This is a genomic window from Pseudomonas sp. NPDC089407 (assembly GCF_044900445.1).
Classification (GTDB): domain Bacteria; phylum Pseudomonadota; class Gammaproteobacteria; order Pseudomonadales; family Pseudomonadaceae; genus Aquipseudomonas.
In genome coordinates, this window is the sequence record NZ_JBJDNB010000025.1 from 82,666 (window position 1) to 107,074 (window position 24,409).

The following is a 24,409-nucleotide window of genomic DNA, read 5'->3' on the forward strand; positions in this document are numbered from 1 at the left end:
TTCTTGATGTCAGCCAGGGAGTCATGATCAGAGCCGGCAGCTCATCAAAGGTCCAGCTGCAACGGCGCCACCGGAATGCCCACCATAACCACGCCTGGCTTAGCCTCGACTGTAGGCAACTTCTCCGCCCGAATCAGCGTGCTCAATTTCAGTTTTGGGTCGTGAACCATCAGGTCTGACTCCAACACGTAATCAAACCCATCCCTTGTCCCACAAATCGGTATTTCTGCCGCTTTTACTGCTGCGCGGATACCCTCTAGCTGCTCAGCAGGGCCTGGCTTTTTCTTCCTGGGTGCAACGAATGCGGTGAAGTTGGCGCCCGCCTCTTCAAGAGCCCTGAGCGCTGCGGATTCGGCAGCAGGGCTTATCCTTTTCGTTGGGGTTGCATCAGGATCAGGTATGGCTACCGCCACAGGTGCCGGCGCCGATACGCCTAGATCACCACCATTGTGTATGAGCGAAGCACCCGGCCCTTCTTCTCCTGCAGTTGAATTCACGCTTTGCTCGGCTGTGTCCACGATCGAGGATTCACTGAGCGCGAATGCGCCGAACACATCATCCACATCATCGACGTCATCGCTCCCTGAGTGCCCAGGTTCTATGGCGAGAAAATCTTCCTCCAGTTCCACCTCCTGCCCGGGACCGAACGAGCTGAGCGACAAGCTCTGCAGGTCCTCATCTAGCAAGTCGTCATCTGCACCACCACTCATGAGCGGGTCATCATCATCCTGCGGCGCTAGCGCTTCAGCGGAGATACCGGGTTGCGTTCCTGGAACGACACTGTGCTCGGAATCACCGCTTGCAGCGCCAGCGAGCGCAGATGTTGCGTGCTCGGTTGAGTCGACTGTTGGAGCATTAGGTTGAGGAACACTCGCGGTATCAGCTATGGGTTGACTAAACCCTTCATTAGCCCGAACTTGTGGTGCTGGTGCTGGTGCTGGTGCTGGTGCTGGTGCTGGTGCTGGTGCTGGTGCTGGTGCTGGTGCTGGTGCTGGTGCTGGTGCTTGCTGCGGCTTCGCCTTCTCTTCTTGTTTGCCGGCGATGTTCATCTTCGCGGCGATCTCAGCGCTGAATCCACGGGCAACGATCTCCCGAAGCGCATCTGCTTCGGTGATTCCCAGATTGTGTGTGAACAATGGGCGCTCGATGTCCAGCTTGGTACCCATGTTGGGTAATCCACTGAGGCCCGCAAGCTCTGGGGTTGTGGCAACTGGCACGACAATGATGCAAGGTTCCCACGTGGTCAGGTGAGCACCCGTTTGTGCGTTGCGCAACGATACCGAGTACATCGGCAGAAACCGGCTCATGTCGGCGTGATTATGCCGCGAGTACAGCAGCCCCTTCTCTTGGAGCGTCGTCATCAGGTTGAGGGTCATTCGGTACCGACCATCACCCTCCTCCAACGACCAGCCCATTTTGGCCAAGATGAGAGATCGAAGGTCCTTTTCCCGGATGACGATCAGTCCATCGTGTTTCTGAGCAATCTTCAGCGTGGAATCTTTGGCCTGGTCACCGGTGCCGTTAACTCTGCCGTACTCCGTCATGATCTCAACGAAGCTGTGATAAATAGCATTGGACTCGTCTTCTGAGATCTCGTGATCACTAAGCGTCTCGGTGATGCTCGACTCGGCCATGCCGGTCTTTTTGTCAACGAGGATCAGGAACTCCATGAGCGCCGTCATGCGGTCGTCCAGGCTGAGGCCATTGCGGTCAACCGGGAAATCGCTTGGGTGGTGGTAGTGGGCGATGACCAGATTCACGGCTTGGCGATCACGTACTGGCAGGGCCCAGAACTCAGGGAAGCGTGCAAGAATTCTTGCACCCAGGGCATCGTGCGAGATGCGGTTGTCATCCTGCGGTGTGAGCGCTCCACCCTCCTCCTGAGTCTTTACGCTGCCGTCTGGTAGTAGCTCATAGGCCTCAAGTTTACCGATGTCGTGCGCCAGGCCCAGAATGGGGATCAGCGGATCAGTGGCGTCAAACCGGTATTCTTTGTTTTTCAGGTCGATGATTTTGAATTTGGGCTTGCCCCGGGCCTTTACATAAACCCCATCGAATACATAAGCGCCAGCATCCTCCAGTGCGGTGTCCGCCACTGCCAGGCAATGTTCCCAAAGCCGGCGATTTCCGTGTCCTCCCTTGCGATGCGATGCGGGGAAGTGTGCATGTGCGGAATAGGTATCCCAAATGGCCCAAAAGAACGCTACATGTGCCGGCCACTTCTTCTCATTAGCCTCAACCCAAGCCAGCACCTTCTTACTGTCGATGGGCAGACGCTTCGACGGCACCTCGATGCGAGGTAGTGGCGAGGTGGGCATGGGAACCTTGCCAAGGGTCGATCGTGCGCCGTTGAGGATGTTTCCTTTCTTGCCGGCGTATAGTTTGTTCAGTGCCGACAACCTGGTGAACCAGATGAACCAGACACCGATGAACAGACCAGAAACAACGCCCAGGATCCAGTGTGAGACGTTGTAGCCCACCAGAGGCCAGTTCTCTAAAAACTCCATCGGAGAACCGCCAAAGGCCCGGACAGTGAGCAGAAGCCACCAGAAGCCGAACACGATGGCCGTTGCGCGAATGACCTTATTGTTGGCGTTCACAGGAAAGCTCCGCTGTCAGTCTGGATCGTGGGTGAAGGCGCACCGTCAGAACTGGCTGGTTGTTCCTTCGGTACCGGGGTCCCGTTACTGTCTTTCAAGGTGTTAGAGCACCCACCGCCCCCTTTCACAAAGCCACTGCAACCCCAGAAGGGTGACTTTTCAGCGTTCCGCAGGTACATGGGTTTGCCGCACAGGTCACATGGAAATGACTTCGGCCGCTCCACTGGATCGCCGTCGCGATCGTTCATGGTGTGATTGCACTGCTCTCGATCGACGCAGGCCCAGAAGTGCCCTTTTGGGACTTTGATTTTACGCATGCCGCCTTGGCATTTCGGGCAGGAAACGACATTACCTTTGGAGTCCCGGGTGTTCGCCGTCGGGTCGAAGTAAAACTCGACTTTGCCGGTGTCGAGCAGCTTCAGCCCAGCCTCGAACTTGGTGGATTTTTTCGGATTGACAAAGCCCTTTAGCCCTAGCACCACCGTGTCCCTGAGCAAGGTTTCGGCTTCAGATACCTTCAACATGCGACTGGCGATTTCTCGCCATATAGAAAAGCCGCACTGGCGCTCGCAAGCGAAGGTACGGGCCTGGATCTCAACTGCACCGCCACAGGTTGGGCAAGGGGCGTTCAGCTTCTTGACCTGGACACCTGCGTACTTGTTCTTGATGGTGTCGAGGATTTCCGTCGTCAGCTCTGCAAGCTCGGCCTTGAATTCATCCCGCTTGTACGCGCCCTTTTCCATTTGACGGAGTTTGTGCTCCCATTCCCCGGTGAGGACTGGCGATGTGAGGGCATCGATACCGTTGTCGACCAGGAAGCGGTAGACAGTCATCCCCTTTGCGCTGGGAGCAAAGTACTTCTTCTGTTGGATGAGATAGGGCTCTTTCTTTCGGCCGGCGCCGTCCTTGGTGGATTGGAGCGATTCGATCATTGCAGAGCGCGTGACCGGTGTACCTAGCCCCCGCTCTTTCATCGCCTCACGAAGGTCCTCATCCTCTACCAGGCGCCCTGCTGTCTCCATAGCGCCCAGCAATGTGTCCTCGGTGTACCGTTCTGGAGGCTTGGTTTTGAGCATCTTCAGCTCGATGCCCTGCGCAGTGACTGACTCTCCTTTGACGTACCGTGCGAGCTCCTTCTTGTCGTCGGAGTCACCATCTCGATCGGTTGCGTCCTCCACGATCCCGGCTCCATAAACCACCATCCAGCCTGGGGACACAAGCACACGACCTGTCGACCTGAAGAGCTCGTCAGCCACCGTCGTAAGCCGGACGGTTACCGAATACTCAGCTGCTGGATGGAACACGGCAATGAAGCGCTTGACGATCATGTCATAGATTTTTTGAACGTCCGGCTCCAAGTCCCCAGCTCGCTTTCCGGTTGGGATGATAGCGAAGTGGTCCGACACCTTCGTCGAGTCGAAAATCTTCTTGTTGGGTCGTACCCAGCCTTCTTCGAGCACGCGCTGCGCGTGATCTGCATAGGGGGTTCCACCAAACATTCCCATGACCTTCTTCGTGTCGTTGATTGCGTCATCGGGAAGATAAGCAGAGTCAGTCCGTGGGTAAGTAGTGAGGCTGAGCTCCAGGTAAAGTTTCTGGGCAATCTCCAGTGTGTAAGCTGCAGAAAACCCAAGCTTGCGGTTCGCCTCTCGCTGCAGCGAGGTGAGGTCATACAGCTTGCCAGGTCCCGTCTGGGCCGGCTTGACTTCATCCACCACACTGCTCGGTGCTACTCCAGAGCACTTGCTGATCAAAGCATCGGCCTTTGCTCGATCCATGATCCGGTGCTGGGAGCCGCCCTTCTGCTCAGGCGTCTGTGGTGCCAACCACTTGCCGGTGTATTTACCAGCAGCAACCCCAAAGCTCCCGTGAACCTCCCAATAGGGCACGGGCCGGAAGGTCAAAATTGCCAGCTCCAAAGCACAAACCAAGGACAGCGTTGGGGTCTGCACGCGGCCAAGCGGGAATATCTCGGCTTTAGCAGTCTCTCGCTCATAGAGGCGTGAGATACCCCGGCTCGCGTTGATGCCGACGATAAAGTCGCCTTCGCTTCTGATCTCTGCTGCCATGGCTAGGTTGTCGAAGTCTGCGCCTGGCTGCATGTTCTTGTACGCCTTCCGGATAGCGTCATCGACCATGGATCTCATCCACATCCGAAGCATTGGCTTCGTGCATCCAGCCATTTTGTAAATGAGCCTGAAAATGAGCTCGCCTTCGCGGCCGGCATCGCACGCGTTCGCAACAGCGGTGACGTCAGGCCGACGCATTAGGCGTTGCAGCACGTTATAGAACTTGGCCTTTTGCTCGATGACCCTCAGGTCGAATTGATCTGGGATCACAGGCAGGTTGCCGATGTCCCGCCCACCCTTGGCCATTTCCTCGGAATGGATTTCAACCAGGTGGCCGGCAGCGGGGGCAAGAATTGCGTTCTCGCTCTCCAGCCATGATTCCACCTTGCTGAATCCTCCGACCGCTTGCGCGATTGAGACCGCTACGGTTGCTTTTTCAGTGATGATCAGTGTCTTGCCCATGCGGACTAGCCTTCCAGTGCAGAATTGCATTTTTTCCAAGCTGCCGGCCTAGCCAGACGGCTGCTGGGTGAGAAACAAAAAAGCCATCGACTCCAGTGCTGGATCTCGATGGCTTCAGGAAACAAGGTGAGGCGGCCGCTGCTATGCGCCCTGTTGCTCACCGGGGATTGCAGGCTTGCTTGCCGAGTCAGAGCCAAAAGCAGAGGCGAACATGGCGCTGCGCTCTGCATCGCCTTGTTTCGGTTGCGGCGTCTGGGTTCCGTGGCCTTTGAAGAGCTCCGCAGCCCAGCCCGGCACGATCTTGATGTGGCCAGAGTCAGGGGTAACAGGGCCTGGCATGTCCTTGGCTTGAATGAACGGAATTTTGGATACTTCGGCGATCCCTGTTTGACCGTCCGGCAGGGAGATGGCCTTCACGTCCATCCGGAATTCGCCGTTGACGATAATGGGCATGCCGCGGGCGAGTTTCTCAGACAGCGGCTGCAGATTACGGCCGTACCAACGAACAGGGATGCAGGCATCGGTGTCTTTCGACTGCCGAATCAGCACGACTAGTCGGTCGTTGATTGGAGTGCCGTCTACAGGATGTTTGCGGTTGCGTTCCAGAGACTTGGCCTGAATGAAGCCCGCGATACGGATCTGGTTCGAGGCGTTCTTGTTGAGGTCCATCGCCTTCCAATCGAACGAGTCGAGACGTTCTTCAGTGCCAGCGCCGGGCTGTTGCTCCAACTGGGCCACAGAATCGGGTGTGCCTGAGTCTTTTGCTGCGGCATGCACGACCGCATCCCACTTCCGCATGAAGTCATCGCGAAAACGCCCTCCAAGGTGCATCAGGTTTGGAGCTTCGAAACGGATGCTCTTCACCCGTGCAATACGGTCATCACCTTGCATGGCGCCATCGGTGTGAACAAACGCCATGATGAGATCCCACTCCTTGATGTCCTTAGGAATCGGCGATTTCTTGGGATCGTAGTGAATGGGAAGCATGTGGTTTTCTGACCGGGTCTGCTGGATGTAGCAGATCCCTTTGACCGGATCATTCAAGCGCAGGACGCCGGCGATGTAGCCAGAGTTGAGCATCCCGTTTGGATACGAATAGGAGTCAGGCTTCCGCTTTGCGTCCTGGGGCAGCATTGAGTACCTCGATACGTGAATGGCTTGGTTTTCTCAAGAATACGCAACACGTACCAATAATACAAGGTGAATCAAAATGCACTTGGCGCGTGCTCGGCGGTCACAGAGCTACCGGCAAGGGGGCTCATCCAGCCCAAAAGTCTCTTTTTCCACCGGCACAAGAGATTTGAATCTTGTTGTTAACTGTGTAGAATCTTTTTTTAAATTTATACTGGATTTCTCTGCTTTATTTGTTTAGGGAGCGTCCTGAATCGTGTTAGACGCCGCGACCAACCTGGAGCCGCACAATGCCCAAAGCTAGCGACAAGACCGCAAGTGAATCGACAGGACGGCGGTCTCAAGCGCCCGCCAAAGCACCAGTAAAACCAGCAGCAAAAGCTGCGGCGAAGCCTGCAGCTAAAAAGCCTGCTGCAAAAACTCAAGCCCCACAGGCTGCTACGCCTAAAAGACCTCGTGCTTCTGCCAAGGCCAAAACAGCAGAGCCAGAAAGCAAGGGCGTTGCAGCAATCGAAACTCGGAACACTATGCCGGGCTCCCGCCTCGTCAAGATGATCAAGAAGGTGATCATCGATCGTGGACTGCCTGATCGTGCCATTGCCGATGTCATGGGCATAACGGTCATCTACTGGAACTCCCTGGCTAACGGAAACCGTCAGATACGATCGCTGGGCAAGGAAAAGCTGCAGCTGGTGGCTGACTTCCTCGGCCTGCCTCTCATCCAGGTTTACAACTTGGCCGATTTCTTCACGCCACAAGATTTTGTATACAAGAAAGATCTTGATGAGCAACTCTGGCTGTCGATCGAGAAGATGGGTAGCGATCCAACCTGGGCGGGTTATATCCCGAAGAAGGACGAATGGGCGCAGACTCCTCTCTCCGTTCGCATGACCATGGTGTTGCTGTATGAGCAACTCTCTGGACGCCAGTTGTTGGCTAAGGCTGAAATCGAGCTGCCTGGTCTGCAACCTCCGCCGGCGGCTTAATTTGCAGGAATAAAGAAACCCCGGTCTTTGACCGGGGTTTTTTTGTGGGTTAGAAGATGAACGGAGCCGATGGTGGCTGCGAGGTGGTGTCCGATGGCTCAACCTTTTCAGGCTCTACCACGGTTTTTTCAGGTTCAGTCGCAAAGAAGAGGTTCTCTTCTGTCTTGCGACCAGTTGGAAGTGGCGGAATCACCGAGACCTCAGGAACGATGGTAACTTCATTTTGTTCTGCTTGAGGATGAATAGTTGCAGATGCTGAGCTGCTGAAGCTGACGTTATCGTCAGCAACAGCCGGCGCTGAATCAGAAGCCGCTACATTCAATGGATCAAACTCGGTGGCATGTTCTCCAAGGATTTTTTCAGGATCCATGCAGAAGGACAACAAGCCAGATACTTGGATGTAAGCAACCCCTTCAATGCTCGGTCCGCTCGGAACAGCAGCCAACACTGATGCACACATTTTCTCCAGGTTAGAGAATTTGCTTGAAAGAACGCTCATAGCTTCAGCCTTGTCCTGAACCCGACGGATCAAACCCAGGATTCTCGACGTCGTTTTGCCGTTGCCCTTGCGAGTCCAGGAGCGATTTACATCTTCCGCGATCTCCAAAGCGGCCTGGCCGACTAAGCCTTTAACTTCCGTTTGAAGTGCATCTTCTTCGCCAAAGTAGCTGGTGTTGCTGATACGAATCGCGGAAGTGTCAAAGGTCAACAGTCTTTCGAGCACTTTTGCCTGTGGAGCATGCTGGCGGATCAAATCTGCACGGGACTTACCACCTGGTGTTGTAACCGCGTTTGCAGGAGAGCTAGCCCACTGCTCCACCAGGGCCGGTAAAGTGTTGAGGAAGGAAGCCTTCTCAACCAGATATTTTCCTTTGATCGCATAGAGCACTTTTGCAAGCTCGTCTGCGTGTTGGGTGGGTACAAAATAACCGCGGATACGATTGTTTACCTTTCGAGAAACCCCTACTTTGAGGATTTCTCGTTTGGCTTCCGATCGGTATTTGTTAACCCAAGCGAATGAGCCTGACGGCAGCATGCGCCCGACCTCGCGGATGAAGTCATCCCCATCTACAGTTTTCTCACCGGTGCTACCACCAATGATGACATCAAAAAGCACTACATCCTGAAGGATGCTGATGCCCAATTCATCGGTTTGCTTTGTAGTGCTCATGGTGGTTCTCCTGAAATTGAAAGAACGGGTCCCTTGCGAAAGACCCAGTGACAGGAGATGCCTCACAGGCACCCATAAACGAAAAAACCCCGGCGAGCCGGGGTATGGTGAAGCGTTAAACTTTTCCGACGATCGTCGACCAGGTGCTCAGGATCGCAGCTGCCTCATCGTGCGGTGCGAAGTCCAGAACGGTCACTTTCAGAGCAAGCTTCTGGCTTTCTTCTGTCGTTTTGCCCATCTGCATGAGGAGCTTGTAGTTCATCGCCCAGTTCAGCACATTTCGGGTGGTAATGGTGAAGTTGAAGGCCATCCCCCCTGCCCCAGCATCCTCGTTGAGAGCTATGAAGTTCGCCCGAACTTTGGCTGCCAGGGTTGCCATGGATTTTGCAACCAGTGGATCAGTGTTCGTCTGGTCTACAATGAGGTTGGCTTCACGACCCTCCTCCATGTAGGTGCAGAACATCGAATTGAAGCGGTCCATCGTCGCGATGTTCATTTTCTTGGTCCCCCTGTAGCCAGTAGCGCTACCGCCTTTGCCGCCAGCAGACCCTTGGCCGTTTGTGTTGCCAGTAGCAGCGATCAAGCATCCAGGAGCAATCGGGATCACTTCGTTGGTCTGATCAAGAAAGATCGGCTTGCTATCCAAGATACCGTTGAGACCCATCTGGATCTGTGGCGGTAACTGATCGAACTCATCCAAGAGCAGGATGGAGTTCGGGGTTTTAGCCCATTGGCACACCTTTCCGTAGATCCACTTCATGCCTTCGGGGCCGCACAATTTCCAACTGCCAAAGAGGTCAGAAAGGGTGGTTTCCTCAGAACATTGAACTGTGAAAACCGACCTGCCCGTACGGGCCGCAAAGGCCTCAACTAACGTGGTTTTGCCGGCGCCGGTTGGCCCGTAGATGTAGGTCGCTTTCTTGATGGACGCCTTGAATAAGGCCTGTGCCCCCGCTGAAGAAGCCCAAAGGATCAGGCGCGTAAGCAATTCATCGTCGAAGCTATAGGGTACGATTTTTGGTGTGAAGCGTGTTTCAGCAAAGATCTTGGTCTGCATTCCATCAAAAAATGGTGCTGTAGTACCGAAAACCTGTGGTGCTAAACGGACAGCAATTGGATTAAGGGTGTCGATTCCAGCGTCGAGTTGCGGGTCGTTGATGTGTTGAAAAGCAGTCATGGTCAAATCCCCAGTAGGCAATGGATGGCCTCTTGCGAAGGCCTGGTACAGGGGGATGCCTAACACGCGAATGGAAACATAAAAAAACCGGACTCCAAGGAGTCCGGCTGGTCTTTCGTTTTGGCTCTATACGATACCCTGCTTCAGCGCTGCAAAAACGGCTGTCGCGAGGTCTTTGTCGGATTGTGCCACTCCACAGGCCAAACCTAGGTCAGCGTAGCGTTTATGGTACCCATCACCGATCAGGACGAAGCGTACCTCGATGCCCATCAGCATTGCTTCATCAACGGCTGAACGCAGTACATCGCTGTTCCCAGGATCCCCGTCAGTAACCACAATCAGAATTCTGCGGGCCTCCGGTCGATCGATGAGTTTCTTGAGCGCCCAGACCACAGCAAGGTGAGTTTTCGTACCATTTTTCGGGGCAGGGTTATATCGCTGCAATGTACCGGCCCAGCTCTCCTCAAATCCATGCCATTCCCGAACTACCGTGTTATAGGTAGCAATTCCGAATGGAATAGCCGAGTTATTCAGGACCTCACCTACTGCCACCGAAACCCGGTTGCAAGCTTCCTGTGCTGAGATCCGATCGTCTTTCTCATCCTTTTTTGGAGTTGGTCCAAATTCATTACCCATGGAAGAGCTTTCGTCACCCAACAGGTAAAAACAGGTGTCAATCTCCTCCGCTTGTTTTCTTCTGGTGAAGATTAGGTCATCACCCACTGCGTATCGCCAAAGTTTTCGAGTGTTGAGCCTTCCTTCACTTGCAGCCCATACTTCATTTTGGGTGATCGTTTCTATGAGTTCCTCGAAAGTCGCTGAGAGTATTGCAGCTGTCTTCTGAGCCCCAGCCCGAAGAAGGCTACGATTTTCAAATGAGCCGCCAGACTTTGAAAGACTCAATTCCTTCATCTCGTTTGAGGCGTCTGGTTGATAGCCTCCCAGCCGATTCTGACTCACGCCTGGCAGACTGGTACAGATGACATCTTCCAAGCCTTTTGCGTAGCTTCCACAATCACTCTGGCTCGCGTTCAGCACTTGGTTGATGGCGTCGGAGATTTTTCCGGGAGTACTGGGTTGGCCATTACTACCTGGTTGCCCTGGAGAAGCAGGGTCACCTTGCGGGTTGTGGCTGCCAGATCCTTGTTGCGGGGGGCTCTTCTGTTGGTCCTTAGTTGTAACGGCTCGCGTTTGAAATCGGCCGCGCTCGCAATCAATGCGATTCCCGGCTCAGATTAACTGCAACTGACGGAGCAGCCGGGCTCACATTAACTGCGAGTGAGCTTGCATTCAGCTGCGTCGGCTTGCATTCCATCATCGTGGGCTCACGCTTTCTGCAATTAACCAGAGCCACTTTCCAGAGGCAAAGCGAATTAGTCGTCGTGACGGGTACTGACCTTTTGTGTGTAGGGGCTATCAGGCTCGAATGCCGCCCTCTTATCCGCGCGAGACATAAAGCGTTGATAGCACTCCAGGCCACAGAAGTGCACGACGTACTCGGAACCTTCCGGCGTAAGCGCGGCGTCAAGGGGAATGTCCTTGCAACATTCGCAGCAGCTGATGGTAGGGGTGTTGTTTGCGTTCATGATGGGGTTCCTCCATCGTCCAAGAAAACCTAGTAACGCTTCCGCACCCGTGATCGAACCTGTGCGCAGATCGACCTGCGGCCGGTAGTGCAGAAGAATTCCCGGCGCTCCCAAGTCTGCCGCAACTCGGCAGCGGAGACCGCGCAGTGGTCTGAGCGGATCACGGCCGCTCCCGAAAGGTCCGCAGTGCCGCTCGCAGGAAGAGGCAGAAGAGAACGGCCAGCGCAAGCACGGCGACACCCATATGTTCGCTGACGAAGGCCCCGGCCGCTGTCCCCGAAAGTAGCAATGCCAGCACCGGTAGATGACAGGGGCAGGTGAGCGCGGCGAGCACGCCCCAGGTATAAGCGCGTGAGCGGGAGACCTTGGTCGATTCGGCTTGGTCGGCGTTACGCATGGGCATGACCTTCGTCGGCGCAGTGGGTCAGCCCGGCCAACTGCGTTTCCACTACGGCTAAAGCCGCCTGTCGTGCCGCGATTTGCCGGAGCAAACGCTCGACACAGCCGATCACGTCGGAGCCATCGTCCGCATCGAGCGCCCGGCAGAGCCGCGCCAATTCGTCGAGCCCGATACCGGACTCGAAGGCGGCACGCACGAAGCGCAGCCGCATCAGGGATTGCTCGTCGAAAATGCCGTAACCGCTGTCCGTGCGCCGCGCGGGGTGCAGCAAGCCACGCAGCACATAGTCGCGCACCACATGCACGCTGACGCCCGCGTCCTCGGCCAATCTGGATATCGTGTAGGCATTCATCACCGACACTCCCGGCCTTCTCCGCAAACTGGGGCACTCAGATATTTCCTTCCGGCCAGGCGCTCAGGTAGCCAGAGGAGCAACGGTGTAGTACCCAGTGCCAGTAGCAGCCACAGTCTGGAGAGATGCTCGCCGTTTTGGTCAAACACATAAACCAGCAGCGCACCAAGCGCGAGCAACAGGAAGTAAGGCCCCGTGATGTAGCAGTGAAGTCGGCGACAGCGCGCGGCGTTGACCAGGCAGGCGCCGCCCATCACGGCCAGCGCGGCGCTCGCTGCCAGGAACAACGCGGGGCGTCGATCCGCCAGAACAATCGCTATCGTCGCCGCGACGGCAGGCAGCACCCATAAGCCGATCACCTGCCATGTCTTGCGTAGGCTGTCGCACCCACCGAGATCGCCTGCCGTGTTGCTCATGCTTCAACCTCGCTCTCTCATTACCCTGCGCAGCAGGACAATTGTTTGACGTCCTTCGTGAAGGTTTGCGCAGCTAGTTTCAGGCCCTCGACCATCGTCAAATAGGGGAACAATTGATCGGCGAGTTCCTGCACCGTCATCCGGGCGCGGATGGCAATGGCGGCGGTCTGGATGATCTCGCCCGCTTCCGGAGTCACCGCCTGCACGCCCAGCAGCCGGCCGGAGCCCGCTTCGGCGACCAGCTTGATGAAACCTCGCGTGTCGAAGTTAGCCAACGCTCGTGGCACGTTGTCCAGGGTCAAGGTGCGGCTGTCGGTTTCAATGCCGGCGTGGTGCGCTTCCGCTTCGCTGTAACCGACGGTGGCCACCTGTGGATCGGTGAATACCACGGCCGGCATGGCGTCGAGATTAAGCTTCGCCTCGCCGCCGGTCATGTTGATCGCCGCGCGGGTGCCTGCGGCAGCCGCGACGTAGACGAACTGCGGCTGGTCGGTGCAGTCGCCGGCCGCATAGATATCCGCTGCGCTGCTGCGCATGCCCTGGTCGATCACCACGCCACCGCGCTGATCCAGCTTCACGCCGGCACCTTCCAGATTCATGCCTCGGGTATTGGGTGTGCGTCCGGTGGCGACGAGCAACTGGTCGGCGCGCAACTCGCCATGGTTGGTGCTCAGGACGAACTCGCCGTCGGCGTGGGATACCTGGCTGGCTTGCGTCTGCTCCAGCACTTCGATGCCCTCCATACGGAAGGCCGCCGTCACCGCTTCGCCGATGGCCGGGTCTTCGCGGAAGAACAGCGAGCTGCGCGCCAGGATGCTGACCCGGCTGCCCAGCCGGGCGAAGGCTTGTGCCAGTTCCACCGCTACCACCGAGGAGCCGATCACGGCGAGCCGTTCCGGAATGGTGTCGCTCGCCAGTGCCTCGTCCGAGGTCCAGTAGGGCGTGTCCTTGAGACCGGGAATCGGCGGAACGGCCGCGCTCGCGCCGGTGGCGATCAGGCAGCGGTCGAAGGCAACGATGCGCTCGCCGCCCTCGGCCAGTTCCACGCTGAGCGTGTGGCCGTCCTGGAAACGGGCGGTGCCGCGCACCAGGCTGATCGCCGGATTGTTTTCCAGAATGCCTTCGTACTTGGCGTGGCGCAGTTCGTCCACACGACCTTGCTGCTGCGCGAGCAGCCGTTCGCGCAGGACGGTCGGCGTCGTGGCGGATAGCCCCGCGTCGAACGGACTCTCGCGGCGCAGATGGGCAACATGCGCGGCACGAATCATGATCTTGGAGGGCACGCAGCCCACGTTGACGCAGGTGCCGCCGATGATGCCACGCTCGATCAAGGTGACGCGGGCACCGCCTTCCACCGCCTTGAGTGCGGCCGCCATGGCGGCGCCACCGCTGCCGATGACCGCAACGTGGAGCCTGTCGCCATCTTTCCCGGCGCCAATGCTGCCGCTCAACCAGCCCCGCGCCTTGTCGAGCAGGCCAGGACGGGGTTGTATCGTGGAATCTTCGAACGCCGCTCGATACCCCAGTGCCTCGACGGCGGCCTGCATTTGTTCACGGCTTACGCCCTTGTCGACCGTCAATTCGGCCTTCCCGCTGGCGTAGGAAACATCCGCCTGGTGCACGCCGGGAATCTTCTCCAAGGCATCTTTCACATGCTCGACACAGGATGCGCAGGTCATGCCAACGATTTGCAATTCGGTCATAGCGTTACTCCTTCAGATGGGTCTCTTGTCGGCATCACTGTTTCTGCGGAGTTGGACAGGCGTCCGGCCCACAATGGCGGTTGGCGGGCGACACCAGATCCCATATGGACACCCCAAGCATGAGGGCCAGGCCGATATAGAGCAGCCAGCCGCTCCGCCAGCCGTGAGCCAGCATAAAAAACACCGCTGCCAGCACCAGGACAGGGCCGATCAGGCCGAGCGCAGTCCGTCGCCACTGCCGATGATTGAGCCAGCCGAGGGCATTGACGACCAGAGCCAGTCCGGCAAACAGGGGCAGCAGCGTGGTGATGAACAGGCCTTCCCACTGGCTCAAAAAGCCCAGACCGAACGCGGCACCCAGGCTGGCAAGGGCGGGAAAACACGTGGCGCAGCCTATGGCAGAAACCAGCACGCCGACGGAACCGGCTTTGTCACCGATCCGAGTGAACAGATTGAGCGGATTTGCCATCGGAACTCCCTCCTATTGCTTGACGCTGGACGGATAGCCTGCGTCCTCGGTCGCCTTGGTCAGCGCCGGGGCATTGGTCTTGGTATCGTCAAAGGTGACGATGGCCTCGCGGTTCTCGAAACTTACTTCCGCCTTGGTCACGCCATCGACCTTGGTCAACGCCTTCTTCACCGTAATCGGGCAGGCGGCGCAGGTCATGCCGGGCACTGACAGGGTGACGGTCTGCGTGGCCGCCCAGGCGGGCGCAGCGACGAGGATGGCAAGGGCGAAGGATGCGAACAGCCTTTTCATGGCGAACTCCTGATCAGTAGAACAAGGGAAGGATGTAGGGGAAGCCGAGTGCGATCAGCACCAATGCCGCCACCACCCAGAAGAGCAACTTGTAAGTGCTGCTAACCTGGGGGATAGCGCAAGCCTCGCCCGGTTTGCAGACTTGAGCCGAGCGAAAAATGCGCCGGTAGGCGAAAAGCAGCGCGACCAACGCCCCGCCGATGAAGATCGGGCGGTAAGGTTCCAGCACGGTCAGGTTGCCGATCCAGGCCCCGCTGAATCCCAGTGCGATCAGAACCAACGGCCCAAGACAGCAAGTCGACGCGAGAATCGCAGCGAGCCCCCCGGCGACAAGAGGGGCGCGCCCGTTTGACGGTTCAGACATGCATTTCTCCTTTTGAGCATGTGAGCGATGGTTTAAGGTTACTTCCGTAGTCAAGTACGGAATCAAGCACTGTGGAAAACTCTGTGGACAGCCTGACCATCGGCGCCTTTGCCAAGGCGGCCGGGGTCAACGTGGAAACCATCCGGTTCTATCAACGCAAGGGGCTGTTGCCCGAGCCGGACAAGCCCTACGGCAGTATTCGCCGCTACGGCGAGGCGGATGTCGCACGGGTGAAATTCGTGAAATCCGCGCAACGACTGGGCTTTAGCCTCGATGAAGTGGCCGGACTGTTGAGGCTGGATGACGGCGCTCACTGCGACGAAGCGCGTGTGCTCGCCGAGCAGAAGCTCGAGGATGTACGTGGGAAACTCGCGGATTTGCAGCGGATCGAGTCAGTCTTGGCGCGGCTGGTTCACGACTGTTGTGCGAGTCACGGGACTGTTTCCTGTCCGCTGATCGTTTCGCTGCATGGAAACAAAGAGCCGTGCTGACCTACGATCTCCAGTTTTGTGAGGCGCCCCTGTTTGTCGGCTTGAGCTTGGAAAAAAGCGGCGCTCAATGAGCGCCGCTGAATGGCCAAAGGAGCAATTGCAAAGGCCACAGATTGGTACTGCTATTTGCACTTGCGCCTCATCAGGGCAGGCTCACGCTGAGCCTGGTCGAGCGGATCGTGCAGCAGTCGCTCATGTCCTACCTTGCAGGTGGACAGGCGGGCTGCTCTTCGACACGGCCAGCCGCCGTGGCCCCCAGTTGCTCAATCTTCTTGGCGGTTTCCGCCACCAAGGCCGCCTCAGCCTTGTCGTGCATAGCGGCCCTCCACTCAAGCGCTCGATCGGCTCCGTTCTCGGCCCATACGGTGGATGACAGCAGAGTCGAACCAACTATCAGCAGCAGTCTTAGGTATTTCATAACAGCAATCTCCTCTCAGGTTTTCAGCCCACGATTCGACTCTACTTCCGTATTTAAGTACGGAATCAAGGGGGGAATGGAGTTGAGAAGGACCTAGATTATGGCGCTGAGAGGAGATGGCAGGGCTTAAGTGCACTTTCTATTCCGTTGCTCCCCAAACCCAAAACCCCAAAACGTACAATTTCCCAGCGCTCAGATCGGCAGCCCCGCCGCCAGCATCTTGTCGCGCAGCTCAGCGGCGCGCGCCGGATCGAGCGCGTTGCTGAACAGCGCCTTGATCTCATTGGGTCTGGCGTCGAACTGATCTACCAGATCCTTGATGCGGTAACCGTGGCGCGTCAGGGTCGGTTCCAGATCATCCAGTTGACGCGACAGCACTGATTCCACCAGCTCCGCCGAGACGGGTTTCTCGCCAGTCAGGTAGCCGGCTTCCAATGCCATGCTGAGGTGCAGTTGGATTTGCAATGGTGTGCGCAGCTTGGTGGCGAGCAGGTCGATGGCGTCTTCACTCAGGATCGACTCGGGTTCGACCTTCCCCGCAGTGCAGGTTTCCAGCAGCCAGTGGATGTACTCGCGCTGACTGCCGGCGATGCCGTCGAGCGAGAAAATATCTGTGCGGTAGCCGATTTCCTCCATCGTCGGGCGGCGCAGGTCGTTACGCAGCTTGGGATGCCCGGCCAGCACCACCGACAATCGGCCGTCGCCGTCCTCGACCAGTTCCATCAGGCGCTTAAGGCCGGTCAGCGTATGGCCGTTGAGGTCATGTGCCTCATCGACGAACAGGGCCACCGGGCGCTTATTCTTCCTCACCAGCTCGCGCAGGTCACGCTCACGTTTTTCGCCCTGGGTCGGGATGCGTACCTGCTTTTCGGAGGAGAGGTCGTAGAAGAGCGCGGCGATGAAGGTGGCCAGTTTGATGCTGTGCTTCTCGATGGCCAGCGACTTGGAGACCGTGATCTTCTTTTCCTCTTCCATCGCTTGCTGAAGCCGGCGCAGCATCACGGTCTTGCCACTGCCTATGACGCCGCACAGTGCGATCAGGCGCCCCTCGAAGATCGCCCCCTTGATGTCCTTGATCAACTGCTGATGGTGGGCGGTCTCAAAGTAGCCGGCCTGGTTCAGCGGCAACGTCAGTCCGTAGTGCTGCATCACTTCAACCCGCATGTTCTTCTCCTGCTTTCTTGTGGCGGAAGTAGCCCCGAACGCGCTCCAACACGATGCGGCGCGTCAGGGTTTCGCTCAGCACCTGGTGGATGAATGCCTGATCTTCGGGTGAGAGCTTAGCCAACGGCTGCGCCAGATCATCGGCAATGGCGAGCTTGGCTGCGATGACGCTGGGAAACCGGTATTCATGCGCCTCGGCATCGAAGGGTTGGCGCGGCAGTGCCATGGGAGCTGCGGGAGGTGTCAGCCGCACATCGTCGCCGGCCAATGCGGCGATGGGTAGACCAAGCTGGTCAGCCAGCGAGCGGATGCGCTCGGATCGTTCATCGGCCTTGCCGCGTTTGAATGCGCGGTAGCGATGCAGTGGAATTGGCCCGGAGACTGGGTAATAAGGCCCGAAGCGCTCCCCCTCGAACTCGGCATAGAGCTCACCATCGAACAAGCCCCAAAGCAACACCACGGACTCACCGGCCATGTCGGGCTCCACCTCGTAGGCCGTGCCGTCGATGGTGACTCGCGCATCGACGCCAACCTTGCGTCGTTCGGGCTCGCGGGCGAACCGGCAGAACTGCTCCCAGGTGCACATTTCGCGCAGGCCCTCGGCGGGCAGGTTAGCCAGCCAGTCCTCGATCCGCGAATGCGGCTCGGAACGATGGCCCTGTGCGTTGTAGGTGCGCACCAGATAACGCATCAACCACTCGTTGGCCTGCGCTTCGGTTTCAGGCTTGTGGAAGTGATACAGCGTCTCGTGGGCTTCCTTCACCGTGCGGAAAGGGCGCTCCACCTTGCCTTTGGAGCGGGCTGTGGTACGGGCGCCATCCTTGCCGGCCGGGATGTGTGTCTGCCACTCGATGCCCAGCCCCTGCATGACGTTCTGGAAGACGCGGCGCTTGGCCACCGGGCCATTGTCCAGGTAGATCATCTTGGGGCGGCCTTGGAACGGAAAGGTGGGGTCAGCCTTCGGCGCCATGGCGTTAAACAGGAAGCGCAGCGCCGACTCTGCGTCCTCGCCGTATACGCAGTGGTATTCCTGATAGGCCACACCACTGCGATCATCCACCACGCTGAACAGCATCAGCGTTGGCTCACCTCTGGCCGGGTCGATCCAGTCCGGTTTATCGATGTGTTTGAGGTCAGAGGGCGACAGGTCGAACTGCCAACAGTCATTGCTGTGTGCCGCCTGAAAGCGCGTCGCGGGCGGCTGCCGCAACAACCGCGGTTGATCCAGTCGCCACAGGGATAGGTAGCGGTTGACGGTTGGTCGGCTGAGTACACCCTTAGGCGCCTTGACCAACCCTTGCACGGTCTCCACCCCGTAGTCTTCCAGCAACTCGATGGCGCGGCGGGTAGACAGGTGCCGCCCTTGCTTGTTGGTGGTGCGCAGTTTCAGCGCTGCAATCAGCTCGCAGTAGCGTTCCAGCTCGGCCTGCTGCAACACGCGCGGTTTACCGTGATCGGCCCGGTGGGCCGCGTGGGGTTTATGGATGAAGTTCAGCGCCCGGTACACAGTGCTCGGGGACACGCCATACAACTCAGCTATCGCAGTCACCTGGGCGGCCCGTTCCGGGCTTTTCTTCGGCAGACGGTCGAGCCGCTGCCGCAACTGCATCAGCGAATCGGTTGGGATGGCCTTATGCTGCCCGCTGGGCATTGCGTTCGGCCTCGGTCAGATAGTTGTAGAGCGTCGAGCGGCCAATGCCCATCATGCGGCAGATTTCCGCCACGGTGTGTTTCCGCTCGTGATAGAGACGCAGGGCGAGTTCTTGCTTAGCCGGATCGAGCCGTTTCTTGCGCCCACCCTTGCGGCCACGGGCCCGCGCAGCGGATAGTCCGGCTTGGGTGCGCTCGCGAATCAGGTTGCGCTCGAACTCGGCCAAGGCGCCGAATAGGTGAAATACCAGACGGCCTCCAATCGAGGCGGTATCAATGTTTTCTTGCAAGCTGCGCAAGCCGACGCCGGCGGCGTCCAGTTGTTCGACCAGTCGGATCAGATCCTTCAGCGAGCGGCCGAGGCGATCCAGGCGCCAGATCACCACGGTGTCGCCACGGCGTAGCGTGGCCAGCAAGGCGGTCAAACCAACCCGCTCGGCCTTGGCTCCGCTGGATGTATCCTCGAACACGCGCTCACAGCCGACCTTCGCCAGAGCATCGCGTTGCAGATCGAGGAGTTGGTCGTAGGTCGAGACACGGGCGTATCCAATCAACATGGCTTTGTCCAACTATTCAGTGAGAGTCCAGTGTAGTCGGATATTGAAAGCTGGAGACTGTAGCTGGATGTCAGCAATGCGGGTTTGCGCGAGGGTTGCCTGCTGAGAGACGGCCGTCCAACAAACCCTGGTTTATTGGACGGTCTGAGCGAGGGGCGTTCAGTTGCAGAAAGCGTGAGCCCATTGAGATTAAATGCAAGCCGGCGCGGCTGAATGCAAGCTCGCTCGCAGCTAATGTGAGCCCGAGGGCTTCGTCAGCCGCAGTTAATCTGAGCTGGAAATTGCATCGATTGCGAGCCCGGCCGTTTTCAAACGCGAGCCGTTACACCTACCCCTCATTGTCCTCGGTATCGCCCGCAGGCAAGGCTATCGCGATATAGGAGGCCGTGGCCGCCGTAAGTGACTAGTCAATTTTCAGGCGTTTGATGATTCGGTTGCCAGCTGTAAGCTCGCTGCCTCGGCTTCGTACTCGGCAAGCGCTTTGGCGTACATATCAGGGTGCTGCTTGTCGAAGCCGGGCATGTGTTCGGTTTCTACCCACTGACCGCGGATTTGGCTTTTAGCGAGCCAGGGTCTCTTGTTGCCGGCCGGCTGGGTCCATGCGGTGACGCCTATTCCGAATGATGCGATTTGCTTGGCCGTGATGAATCCCTGCTTGCGCATCAGGACCACCACTTTCAGTGCCGATTCTTTCCACGGTGTGAGTCGCACCGGTGCTGGCACTCCAGCCGGCAAGGAGGTCACGATGGCTGGTACACGGCAGCGCACTGAGGGCGACCAATCGAACATACGTTCATCAGAGCCAGCGCTGCCCTCTGCGTAAAAGAGTCGATGATCAAGTCCGAACGTGTGCACGTAGCCTTGTGCTGTCCATGACTCATATGGGCAGAGTACTTTGACTCCAAGCCGACGGAGCATCTTGGCAATGCCAGCACTGGCATCGGTGATTTTGCTGACGATGACCAGGCGGTGATCTGGGCCCGGACTCTCCCAAAAGTCGTCGCCTTGATTGGGAAGGATCTGTTCAGCGACCTTGGCATTCAGCGAGAGCTTTGCCTGGACACCGATCTGGCGGCCGTCGTCGTTGACCACCAGTACATCGAACCCTGCAGCCTCTGGATAACACGTCCATCCTTTGATCTGGTTGAACTCTTTGATGAATACTTCGCAGAGCGTCGACTCTTTGCTGATTGTTGGAGGCTTGGCTCGGCTGATAGGCTGCATGATGAGCTCGGGGTGTTCCCGGCGTTGCTGCTGGTCGTGAGAGAGTATGGTGGCCATCGTTGTCCCTGTTGGGTTGAGGCAGAAGTCGCGCTCGTGCGGTCGATAACTCGTATCTATACGCCTCGTGATTCTGAATGCATGACTTCAGTTTGTCCATTCCGATACTGCGAGTATCTCGCGGGTCGGATGGAGGGCCGACAGGCAATCCTTCTGGCCTCGATACCCAACGGAAACGGCTTATTTACGGGCTTTCTGGCGTTCTGACTGCTCCTCCGCAGATTTTTATAGTTCCATGTTGCATTGCCAGCGAAACCAGTGTTTAATAGGACCCATGTAGGCGATCAAGCCTCAACCGACCCAATCTCCTGAAAGGCTGGGAAAATCAACCGAAAGGTTGAACTTGCGACCACAAGGCCCGCTACTTCGTAGTGGGCCTTGTGGTTTCTGGCGTTCGTGAATCCGGCGCGTCTCGCCCGCTGGGCCTGGGCCTAGGCGCCATAACACGAACACATACACCGACTGTATCTAAATGCTATCCTGCGCAGGTTGGCCATGCGCCGACCAATATTCCCCTTTAGGAGCACAGGATATGAGCATGAGCGAGAAGAAAGTCAGGGTGGAGGTCAACGGTGTAGGGGTGGGTTCTCTCTCGATGGAGAAGTACCAGGAGATGCGAAGCCGCGTGCGGCGAGATCCTCGGACGTACGTCAAAGCCCTGATCGTTGTGATGGGCGCCTTGACTCGAACCCTGCGCGGAGCCCTTGCAGCCCTGCCAACGGCCGTTTTCGCTTTAGTGCTGCTTGCGGCATTGTTGGAGCCCGAAGCAGTCACCAGAGCCCTTTTTGCGTTGCAGTCTGCTAGCCCTGCTGAGATCACTGCGGGGCTGACCAAAATCATTGAGGTGGCGCGATACCTGCTAGCGCCCATGATTGGCCTCTTCACATTGTTCTCGGCCTTCCGTGAAGTGCGGGACGCCTACTATGAGGATGTTTGCCGCGAAGTCCGCATTGCCTTAAATGCATCAGCGGTTGGCCATGTCTGCATCAGCATGTGCGAAGTGGAAGCCGAGGCCCCTCAGTCCGCGTAAGCGTCTGCTGTCACCTGGGCGGAGGCGATCACCCCTCTGCCCAGCCACAGCTCACTCCCTTTGTTCTGTGCCATTGGTGGTCTGCCGCCACAGCTTCCAGGACTCATACAGCCGCTCGGCCGACACGGGCTGCGCAAAGCCCATCCACTCCGCCACCAGGGCCGGCGTTTCCCCTCTTTCAAACAGCTCAGCCGCAAAGGTATTGCGCAGGGTCTGCGGGCTCGCTCGATGCTCGGGATCGCGAATGGCCTTCACCCCAGACTCGACGATCACGGCCTCGGTGATGCGGTTCACCGTGGACGGATTGATCGAGGTGATTTTCCGACCGTTCTTGATCACCGGCGTGATGTCGCTGGGGAACACCAGGTCACCTTCGGTGCCGGCCTGCAGGCGGATGTGCAACCAGGTGGCCAGGGCCCGGGCGGCATAGTCGAACGGCTTGGTGCGGTGCTCGAACTTCGAATCCGCATAGGAAAGGGTGATCCACGGGGCGGCTTGCGGGGTGATGCAATTAACAGTCAGGCCGACGATGTCCTGCACCTTGAGCCCAGCCCCCACGCACAGTCCCACCATCGCCCGATCCCGCGCCTCGCGCCAGCGCCCCCGCTCGTTCTGCGCCGTCAGCGGCGCCACCAGGTGATTGGCCAGCAACTCGGCTTCCTGGGGCCGCAGAAAGCTCGTAGGCAGGTTGCCGTCGACATCCTTCCATTTGACCCCTTCAGCCCTCAACGCCTGCGCCGCTGGGTTGAGGAATCCTGGCTCTTCCTTTTCCTTGAACAGGTCGGCCAACACCCGTTGTATGAGCTTGCGGTACCGGTCGCGCTGCGGCCTATTGTTCACTCGCTTTTTGTTCTTCTCGATCTCAGGGGTTAGGCTATCGAGGAAGTCTGAAATATCGCTTGCATCCACTTCGTCTAATTTAATGCTCTTTTGCTCAATCCAGTCGACAAACCGGCCCCACTGCGAGCGATAGACCTCCGCGGACGATACTCGAATGCGGGCTGAGGTCCCCCTGCCCGCTTGCTGGCTGATCCAGTGGTCAAATGTCTCCTTGGGCCGTTCATTCCAAGAAGGACTGTCAGGTTTGAAGAGGTCTTCAGTAGCGCTCATGGGCGACTCCGGAGGTACAGGATAGACGGGAGCTAGGTCGGCCTGCTCTGACTGTTAATTGCATGTCGGTGGAGTGTAGTGGAGAACATTTGTACTCGCCTGGTTTTTTCGCTGACAGAATGGGGTATTCCTGGCGCCGGCACCGCGGGCTGAGAGGGACTGGCGGCTTCAAGAGCACAGAACAAGGGAGGGGGGTATTCGTGCGTGTATTACATCCCTGAGGGCAAGTTCAACTACTTTCAGGAGTTCGCCATGAACAACGTATCGCTCATCAGCTTCATCAACCTGCTGCACAGCGCCTCCCATGTGCAGCTGACGCTGCCCGGGCTTACCACGCGCTGCACTGCCAAGATCGAGCAAACAGATTCAACCATCACCCTGCTTCGCCTGTTGTGGTCGAGCAACTGCGAGACGCTGATCACGGCTGAGGCACTGTCCGTTGGCCACTGGGTCGACGACACGTACCACTGCCTGGATATTCACGGCCGCGAGGTGACGCTGCAATTACTGCAGACGACCACAATCAAACCCGACTGCAGCACGCCGAACGAGCTCGATGCCTTGCTCCGTGAACTGTTGGTGGAAGCTAATCGCCGCAGGTCCTTGCCAAGCAACATGCAAAATGCCCTGCAGGTAGCTGTCTGGGAAGGTTCGAAGTCAGTCCGACGGTTGCTGTTCCCGCAGATGCTTGCAACGCTGAACACTCTCCAGGAAACACTCACCAAAGCCGCGCAACTCGGCGTATGGGACTGGGCCTCGATGCCGCAACTGCGTGACCAGGTCAAGGCTGCGCTCGCGGCTGATTACGGTACCGAGGTCACCTGGAGTCCGGACTGCGTCTACGACCATCTGGACAGCGGTGAGATCCTGGATTTCTTCGCCGATCTTCGCAAACGCACCGACAATCTCGATGAAGAGTCCGAGCTGGTATGGCGAGTCTTGGTCATGGCGGTCAACCTTCTGGAGAAAAAACAGCTCCATGAGTTGCTCCAAGGGCTACGCCAACGACTGGAAGACACGAACGACGACATGCGGGAGCTGTGCTCTCTGCCGGTTGAAGATTTGCTGCAGCTGATCGCAGATCCTGAGGCTGATGCCGAGGGAGTATAACGCTCTACCCGCCCCGACCATATGTCGGGGCTTTTCTTTGGGCAAAAGAAAACCGCCAGTCCGAAGACCAGCGGCGGATGGAGCGTTTGTGTGGGCTATGCCGACTTCAGCACATACCGTTTCTGCGGAATGAGCACTGTTTCTTCGACGACGTTCAGGCTCAGCATGTCGATGAAGGTTGAGCGGATATTGTCACAAGCATTGTCAAACGCCTCGACGACCTCCACTCGGTTCGCGAGCCGGTCCAAAGACCATTCGTTGAAGTCTTCATCTTGGGGGGCTCGCAGAATTCGGAAAAAATCGTACGCTAAGGTTTTCCGGGCATCCGTAGGGGCCGAAACTTCCCGTCTTCCAGTCTGCGGCTCTGCCGCCAGACGTAATCGCCGGTGAGGTTGATGTGCTCCCAGCCCAGCGGCGACAG

General features: G+C 57.7%; 24 protein-coding genes and 1 pseudogene. 4 read left to right on the forward strand and 21 right to left on the reverse strand.

Annotation, left to right across the window (positions count from 1 at the left end):
* Window positions 1–44: 44 nt before the first annotated feature.
* From ACI2KG_RS19445 to ACI2KG_RS19455, 3 genes are all read right to left on the reverse strand, one after another.
* Window positions 45–2,600: a hypothetical protein gene (locus ACI2KG_RS19445; RefSeq protein ID WP_404662938.1), complete on the reverse strand. Its 2,556-nt coding sequence runs from the start codon at window positions 2,598–2,600 to the stop codon at window positions 45–47.
* On the reverse strand, window positions 2,597–5,131 hold the full coding sequence (locus ACI2KG_RS19450; RefSeq protein WP_020191335.1) for a DNA topoisomerase: 2,535 nt from the start codon (window positions 5,129–5,131) through the stop codon (window positions 2,597–2,599). Before ACI2KG_RS19450 ends, ACI2KG_RS19445 begins: the two co-directional genes overlap by 4 nt.
* A 141-nt stretch (window positions 5,132–5,272) precedes the next feature.
* Complete coding sequence (locus ACI2KG_RS19455; RefSeq protein WP_029615447.1) at window positions 5,273–6,265, reverse strand: hypothetical protein; 993 nt, start codon at window positions 6,263–6,265, stop codon at window positions 5,273–5,275.
* Between the two features lie 287 nt (window positions 6,266–6,552).
* Here ACI2KG_RS19455 and ACI2KG_RS19460 point away from each other — a divergent pair, with 287 nt between their 5' ends.
* Window positions 6,553–7,248, forward strand: a complete 696-nt coding sequence (locus ACI2KG_RS19460) for an XRE family transcriptional regulator (protein WP_237715381.1) — start codon at window positions 6,553–6,555, stop codon at window positions 7,246–7,248.
* A 49-nt stretch (window positions 7,249–7,297) separates the two neighbouring features.
* Here ACI2KG_RS19460 and ACI2KG_RS19465 read toward each other — a convergent pair whose 3' ends face one another.
* The 11 genes and pseudogenes from ACI2KG_RS19465 to merT all read right to left on the reverse strand — a co-directional run bounded on the left by ACI2KG_RS19465 (window position 7,298) and on the right by merT (window position 15,177).
* Entirely contained in the window at window positions 7,298–8,419 is a 1,122-nt protein-coding gene (locus ACI2KG_RS19465; protein WP_020191338.1) for a DUF3150 domain-containing protein, read from the reverse strand.
* 115 nt (window positions 8,420–8,534) lie between these two features.
* Window positions 8,535–9,596 (reverse strand): AAA family ATPase, encoded by a 1,062-nt coding sequence (locus ACI2KG_RS19470; protein WP_110765319.1) that lies wholly within the window; start codon window positions 9,594–9,596, stop codon window positions 8,535–8,537.
* Window positions 9,597–9,722: 126 nt separating this feature from the next.
* Entirely contained in the window at window positions 9,723–10,589 is an 867-nt protein-coding gene (locus ACI2KG_RS19475; protein ID WP_404662939.1) for a hypothetical protein, read from the reverse strand.
* 380 nt (window positions 10,590–10,969) lie between these two features.
* Window positions 10,970–11,227, reverse strand: a pseudogene (locus tag ACI2KG_RS19480) (DUF3330 domain-containing protein); the annotation flags it as partial.
* A 115-nt stretch (window positions 11,228–11,342) separates the two neighbouring features.
* A complete protein-coding gene (merE, locus tag ACI2KG_RS19485; protein WP_099593710.1) occupies window positions 11,343–11,579 on the reverse strand; it encodes a broad-spectrum mercury transporter MerE in 237 nt (78 codons plus the stop codon).
* Entirely contained in the window at window positions 11,572–11,934 is a 363-nt protein-coding gene (gene merD, locus ACI2KG_RS19490; RefSeq protein WP_099593707.1) for a mercuric resistance transcriptional repressor MerD, read from the reverse strand. Before merD ends, merE begins: the two co-directional genes overlap by 8 nt.
* Entirely contained in the window at window positions 11,934–12,350 is a 417-nt protein-coding gene (locus ACI2KG_RS19495; RefSeq protein WP_099593705.1) for a hypothetical protein, read from the reverse strand. Before ACI2KG_RS19495 ends, merD begins: the two co-directional genes overlap by 1 nt.
* Before the next feature lie 20 nt (window positions 12,351–12,370).
* Window positions 12,371–14,053 (reverse strand): mercury(II) reductase, encoded by a 1,683-nt coding sequence (merA, locus tag ACI2KG_RS19500; protein ID WP_099593703.1) that lies wholly within the window; start codon window positions 14,051–14,053, stop codon window positions 12,371–12,373.
* Window positions 14,054–14,087: 34 nt separating this feature from the next.
* On the reverse strand, window positions 14,088–14,522 hold the full coding sequence (merC, locus tag ACI2KG_RS19505; protein WP_099593701.1) for an organomercurial transporter MerC: 435 nt from the start codon (window positions 14,520–14,522) through the stop codon (window positions 14,088–14,090).
* Between the two features lie 12 nt (window positions 14,523–14,534).
* Window positions 14,535–14,813 (reverse strand): mercury resistance system periplasmic binding protein MerP, encoded by a 279-nt coding sequence (gene merP / locus ACI2KG_RS19510; protein ID WP_099593699.1) that lies wholly within the window; start codon window positions 14,811–14,813, stop codon window positions 14,535–14,537.
* A gap of 13 nt (window positions 14,814–14,826) precedes the next feature.
* Complete coding sequence (merT, locus tag ACI2KG_RS19515; protein ID WP_099593697.1) at window positions 14,827–15,177, reverse strand: mercuric ion transporter MerT; 351 nt, start codon at window positions 15,175–15,177, stop codon at window positions 14,827–14,829.
* Window positions 15,178–15,248: 71 nt separating this feature from the next.
* Between merT and merR the strand changes: the two genes are divergently transcribed.
* Window positions 15,249–15,668 carry an Hg(II)-responsive transcriptional regulator gene (gene merR / locus ACI2KG_RS19520; RefSeq protein ID WP_099593695.1) on the forward strand — a complete coding sequence of 140 codons (420 nt, stop codon included), beginning with the start codon at window positions 15,249–15,251 and terminating at the stop codon, window positions 15,666–15,668.
* Between the two features lie 199 nt (window positions 15,669–15,867).
* On the opposite strand, the gene ACI2KG_RS19525 is transcribed toward merR, so the two are convergent.
* The 5 genes from ACI2KG_RS19525 to ACI2KG_RS19545 form a co-directional block, all read right to left on the reverse strand.
* The gene (locus tag ACI2KG_RS19525; RefSeq protein WP_099593694.1) at window positions 15,868–16,086 is read right to left on the reverse strand and encodes a co-regulatory protein PtrA N-terminal domain-containing protein; all 219 of its coding nucleotides are present in this window, start codon (window positions 16,084–16,086) and stop codon (window positions 15,868–15,870) included.
* Window positions 16,087–16,278: 192 nt separating this feature from the next.
* Entirely contained in the window at window positions 16,279–17,250 is a 972-nt protein-coding gene (locus ACI2KG_RS19530; protein WP_099593675.1) for an ExeA family protein, read from the reverse strand.
* Entirely contained in the window at window positions 17,240–18,877 is a 1,638-nt protein-coding gene (locus ACI2KG_RS19535; RefSeq protein WP_216641847.1) for a DDE-type integrase/transposase/recombinase, read from the reverse strand. The genes ACI2KG_RS19530 and ACI2KG_RS19535 overlap by 11 nt, the downstream gene beginning before the upstream one ends.
* Before the next feature lie 4 nt (window positions 18,878–18,881).
* A complete protein-coding gene (locus tag ACI2KG_RS19540; protein WP_110765430.1) occupies window positions 18,882–19,457 on the reverse strand; it encodes a recombinase family protein in 576 nt (191 codons plus the stop codon).
* Window positions 19,458–19,871: 414 nt separating this feature from the next.
* Complete coding sequence (locus ACI2KG_RS19545; protein ID WP_004574797.1) at window positions 19,872–20,738, reverse strand: hypothetical protein; 867 nt, start codon at window positions 20,736–20,738, stop codon at window positions 19,872–19,874.
* Between the two features lie 538 nt (window positions 20,739–21,276).
* Here ACI2KG_RS19545 and ACI2KG_RS19550 point away from each other — a divergent pair.
* Window positions 21,277–21,768 (forward strand): hypothetical protein, encoded by a 492-nt coding sequence (locus ACI2KG_RS19550; protein WP_181005160.1) that lies wholly within the window; start codon window positions 21,277–21,279, stop codon window positions 21,766–21,768.
* Window positions 21,769–21,819: 51 nt separating this feature from the next.
* Here the strand turns inward: ACI2KG_RS19550 and ACI2KG_RS19555 are convergent, their stop codons facing one another.
* A complete protein-coding gene (locus ACI2KG_RS19555; RefSeq protein WP_110765429.1) occupies window positions 21,820–22,878 on the reverse strand; it encodes a tyrosine-type recombinase/integrase in 1,059 nt (352 codons plus the stop codon).
* A gap of 252 nt (window positions 22,879–23,130) precedes the next feature.
* Between ACI2KG_RS19555 and ACI2KG_RS19560 the strand changes: the two genes are divergently transcribed.
* Window positions 23,131–23,988, forward strand: a complete 858-nt coding sequence (locus ACI2KG_RS19560; RefSeq protein WP_110765448.1) for a hypothetical protein — start codon at window positions 23,131–23,133, stop codon at window positions 23,986–23,988.
* A 95-nt stretch (window positions 23,989–24,083) separates the two neighbouring features.
* Here the strand turns inward: ACI2KG_RS19560 and ACI2KG_RS19565 are convergent.
* The coding region (locus tag ACI2KG_RS19565; protein WP_404662940.1) for a hypothetical protein at window positions 24,084–24,409 on the reverse strand (326 nt) is incomplete at its 5' end.

Excerpts from the sequence above, each read along its gene's own strand:
- ACI2KG_RS19525 (WP_099593694.1), bottom strand. The coding sequence starts at position 16,086 with ATGAAATACCTAAGACTGCTGCTGATAGTTGGTTCGACTCTGCTGTCA.
- ACI2KG_RS19550 (WP_181005160.1), top strand. The coding sequence starts at position 21,277 with ATGAGCGAGAAGAAAGTCAGGGTGGAGGTCAACGGTGTAGGGGTGGGT.
- ACI2KG_RS19540 (WP_110765430.1), bottom strand. The coding sequence starts at position 19,457 with ATGTTGATTGGATACGCCCGTGTCTCGACCTACGACCAACTCCTCGAT.
- ACI2KG_RS19530 (WP_099593675.1), bottom strand. The coding sequence starts at position 17,250 with ATGCGGGTTGAAGTGATGCAGCACTACGGACTGACGTTGCCGCTGAAC.
- merP (WP_099593699.1), bottom strand. The coding sequence starts at position 14,813 with ATGAAAAGGCTGTTCGCATCCTTCGCCCTTGCCATCCTCGTCGCTGCG.
- ACI2KG_RS19555 (WP_110765429.1), bottom strand. The coding sequence starts at position 22,878 with ATGAGCGCTACTGAAGACCTCTTCAAACCTGACAGTCCTTCTTGGAAT.
- ACI2KG_RS19460 (WP_237715381.1), top strand. The coding sequence starts at position 6,553 with ATGCCCAAAGCTAGCGACAAGACCGCAAGTGAATCGACAGGACGGCGG.
- ACI2KG_RS19545 (WP_004574797.1), bottom strand. The coding sequence starts at position 20,738 with ATGGCCACCATACTCTCTCACGACCAGCAGCAACGCCGGGAACACCCC.
- ACI2KG_RS19495 (WP_099593705.1), bottom strand. The coding sequence starts at position 12,350 with ATGAGCAACACGGCAGGCGATCTCGGTGGGTGCGACAGCCTACGCAAG.
- merD (WP_099593707.1), bottom strand. The coding sequence starts at position 11,934 with ATGAATGCCTACACGATATCCAGATTGGCCGAGGACGCGGGCGTCAGC.
- ACI2KG_RS19450 (WP_020191335.1), bottom strand. The coding sequence starts at position 5,131 with ATGGGCAAGACACTGATCATCACTGAAAAAGCAACCGTAGCGGTCTCA.
- ACI2KG_RS19455 (WP_029615447.1), bottom strand. The coding sequence starts at position 6,265 with ATGCTGCCCCAGGACGCAAAGCGGAAGCCTGACTCCTATTCGTATCCA.
- ACI2KG_RS19470 (WP_110765319.1), bottom strand. The coding sequence starts at position 9,596 with ATGACTGCTTTTCAACACATCAACGACCCGCAACTCGACGCTGGAATC.
- merC (WP_099593701.1), bottom strand. The coding sequence starts at position 14,522 with ATGGCAAATCCGCTCAATCTGTTCACTCGGATCGGTGACAAAGCCGGT.
- ACI2KG_RS19465 (WP_020191338.1), bottom strand. The coding sequence starts at position 8,419 with ATGAGCACTACAAAGCAAACCGATGAATTGGGCATCAGCATCCTTCAG.
- merA (WP_099593703.1), bottom strand. The coding sequence starts at position 14,053 with ATGACCGAATTGCAAATCGTTGGCATGACCTGCGCATCCTGTGTCGAG.
- merT (WP_099593697.1), bottom strand. The coding sequence starts at position 15,177 with ATGTCTGAACCGTCAAACGGGCGCGCCCCTCTTGTCGCCGGGGGGCTC.
- merE (WP_099593710.1), bottom strand. The coding sequence starts at position 11,579 with ATGCGTAACGCCGACCAAGCCGAATCGACCAAGGTCTCCCGCTCACGC.
- ACI2KG_RS19560 (WP_110765448.1), top strand. The coding sequence starts at position 23,131 with ATGAACAACGTATCGCTCATCAGCTTCATCAACCTGCTGCACAGCGCC.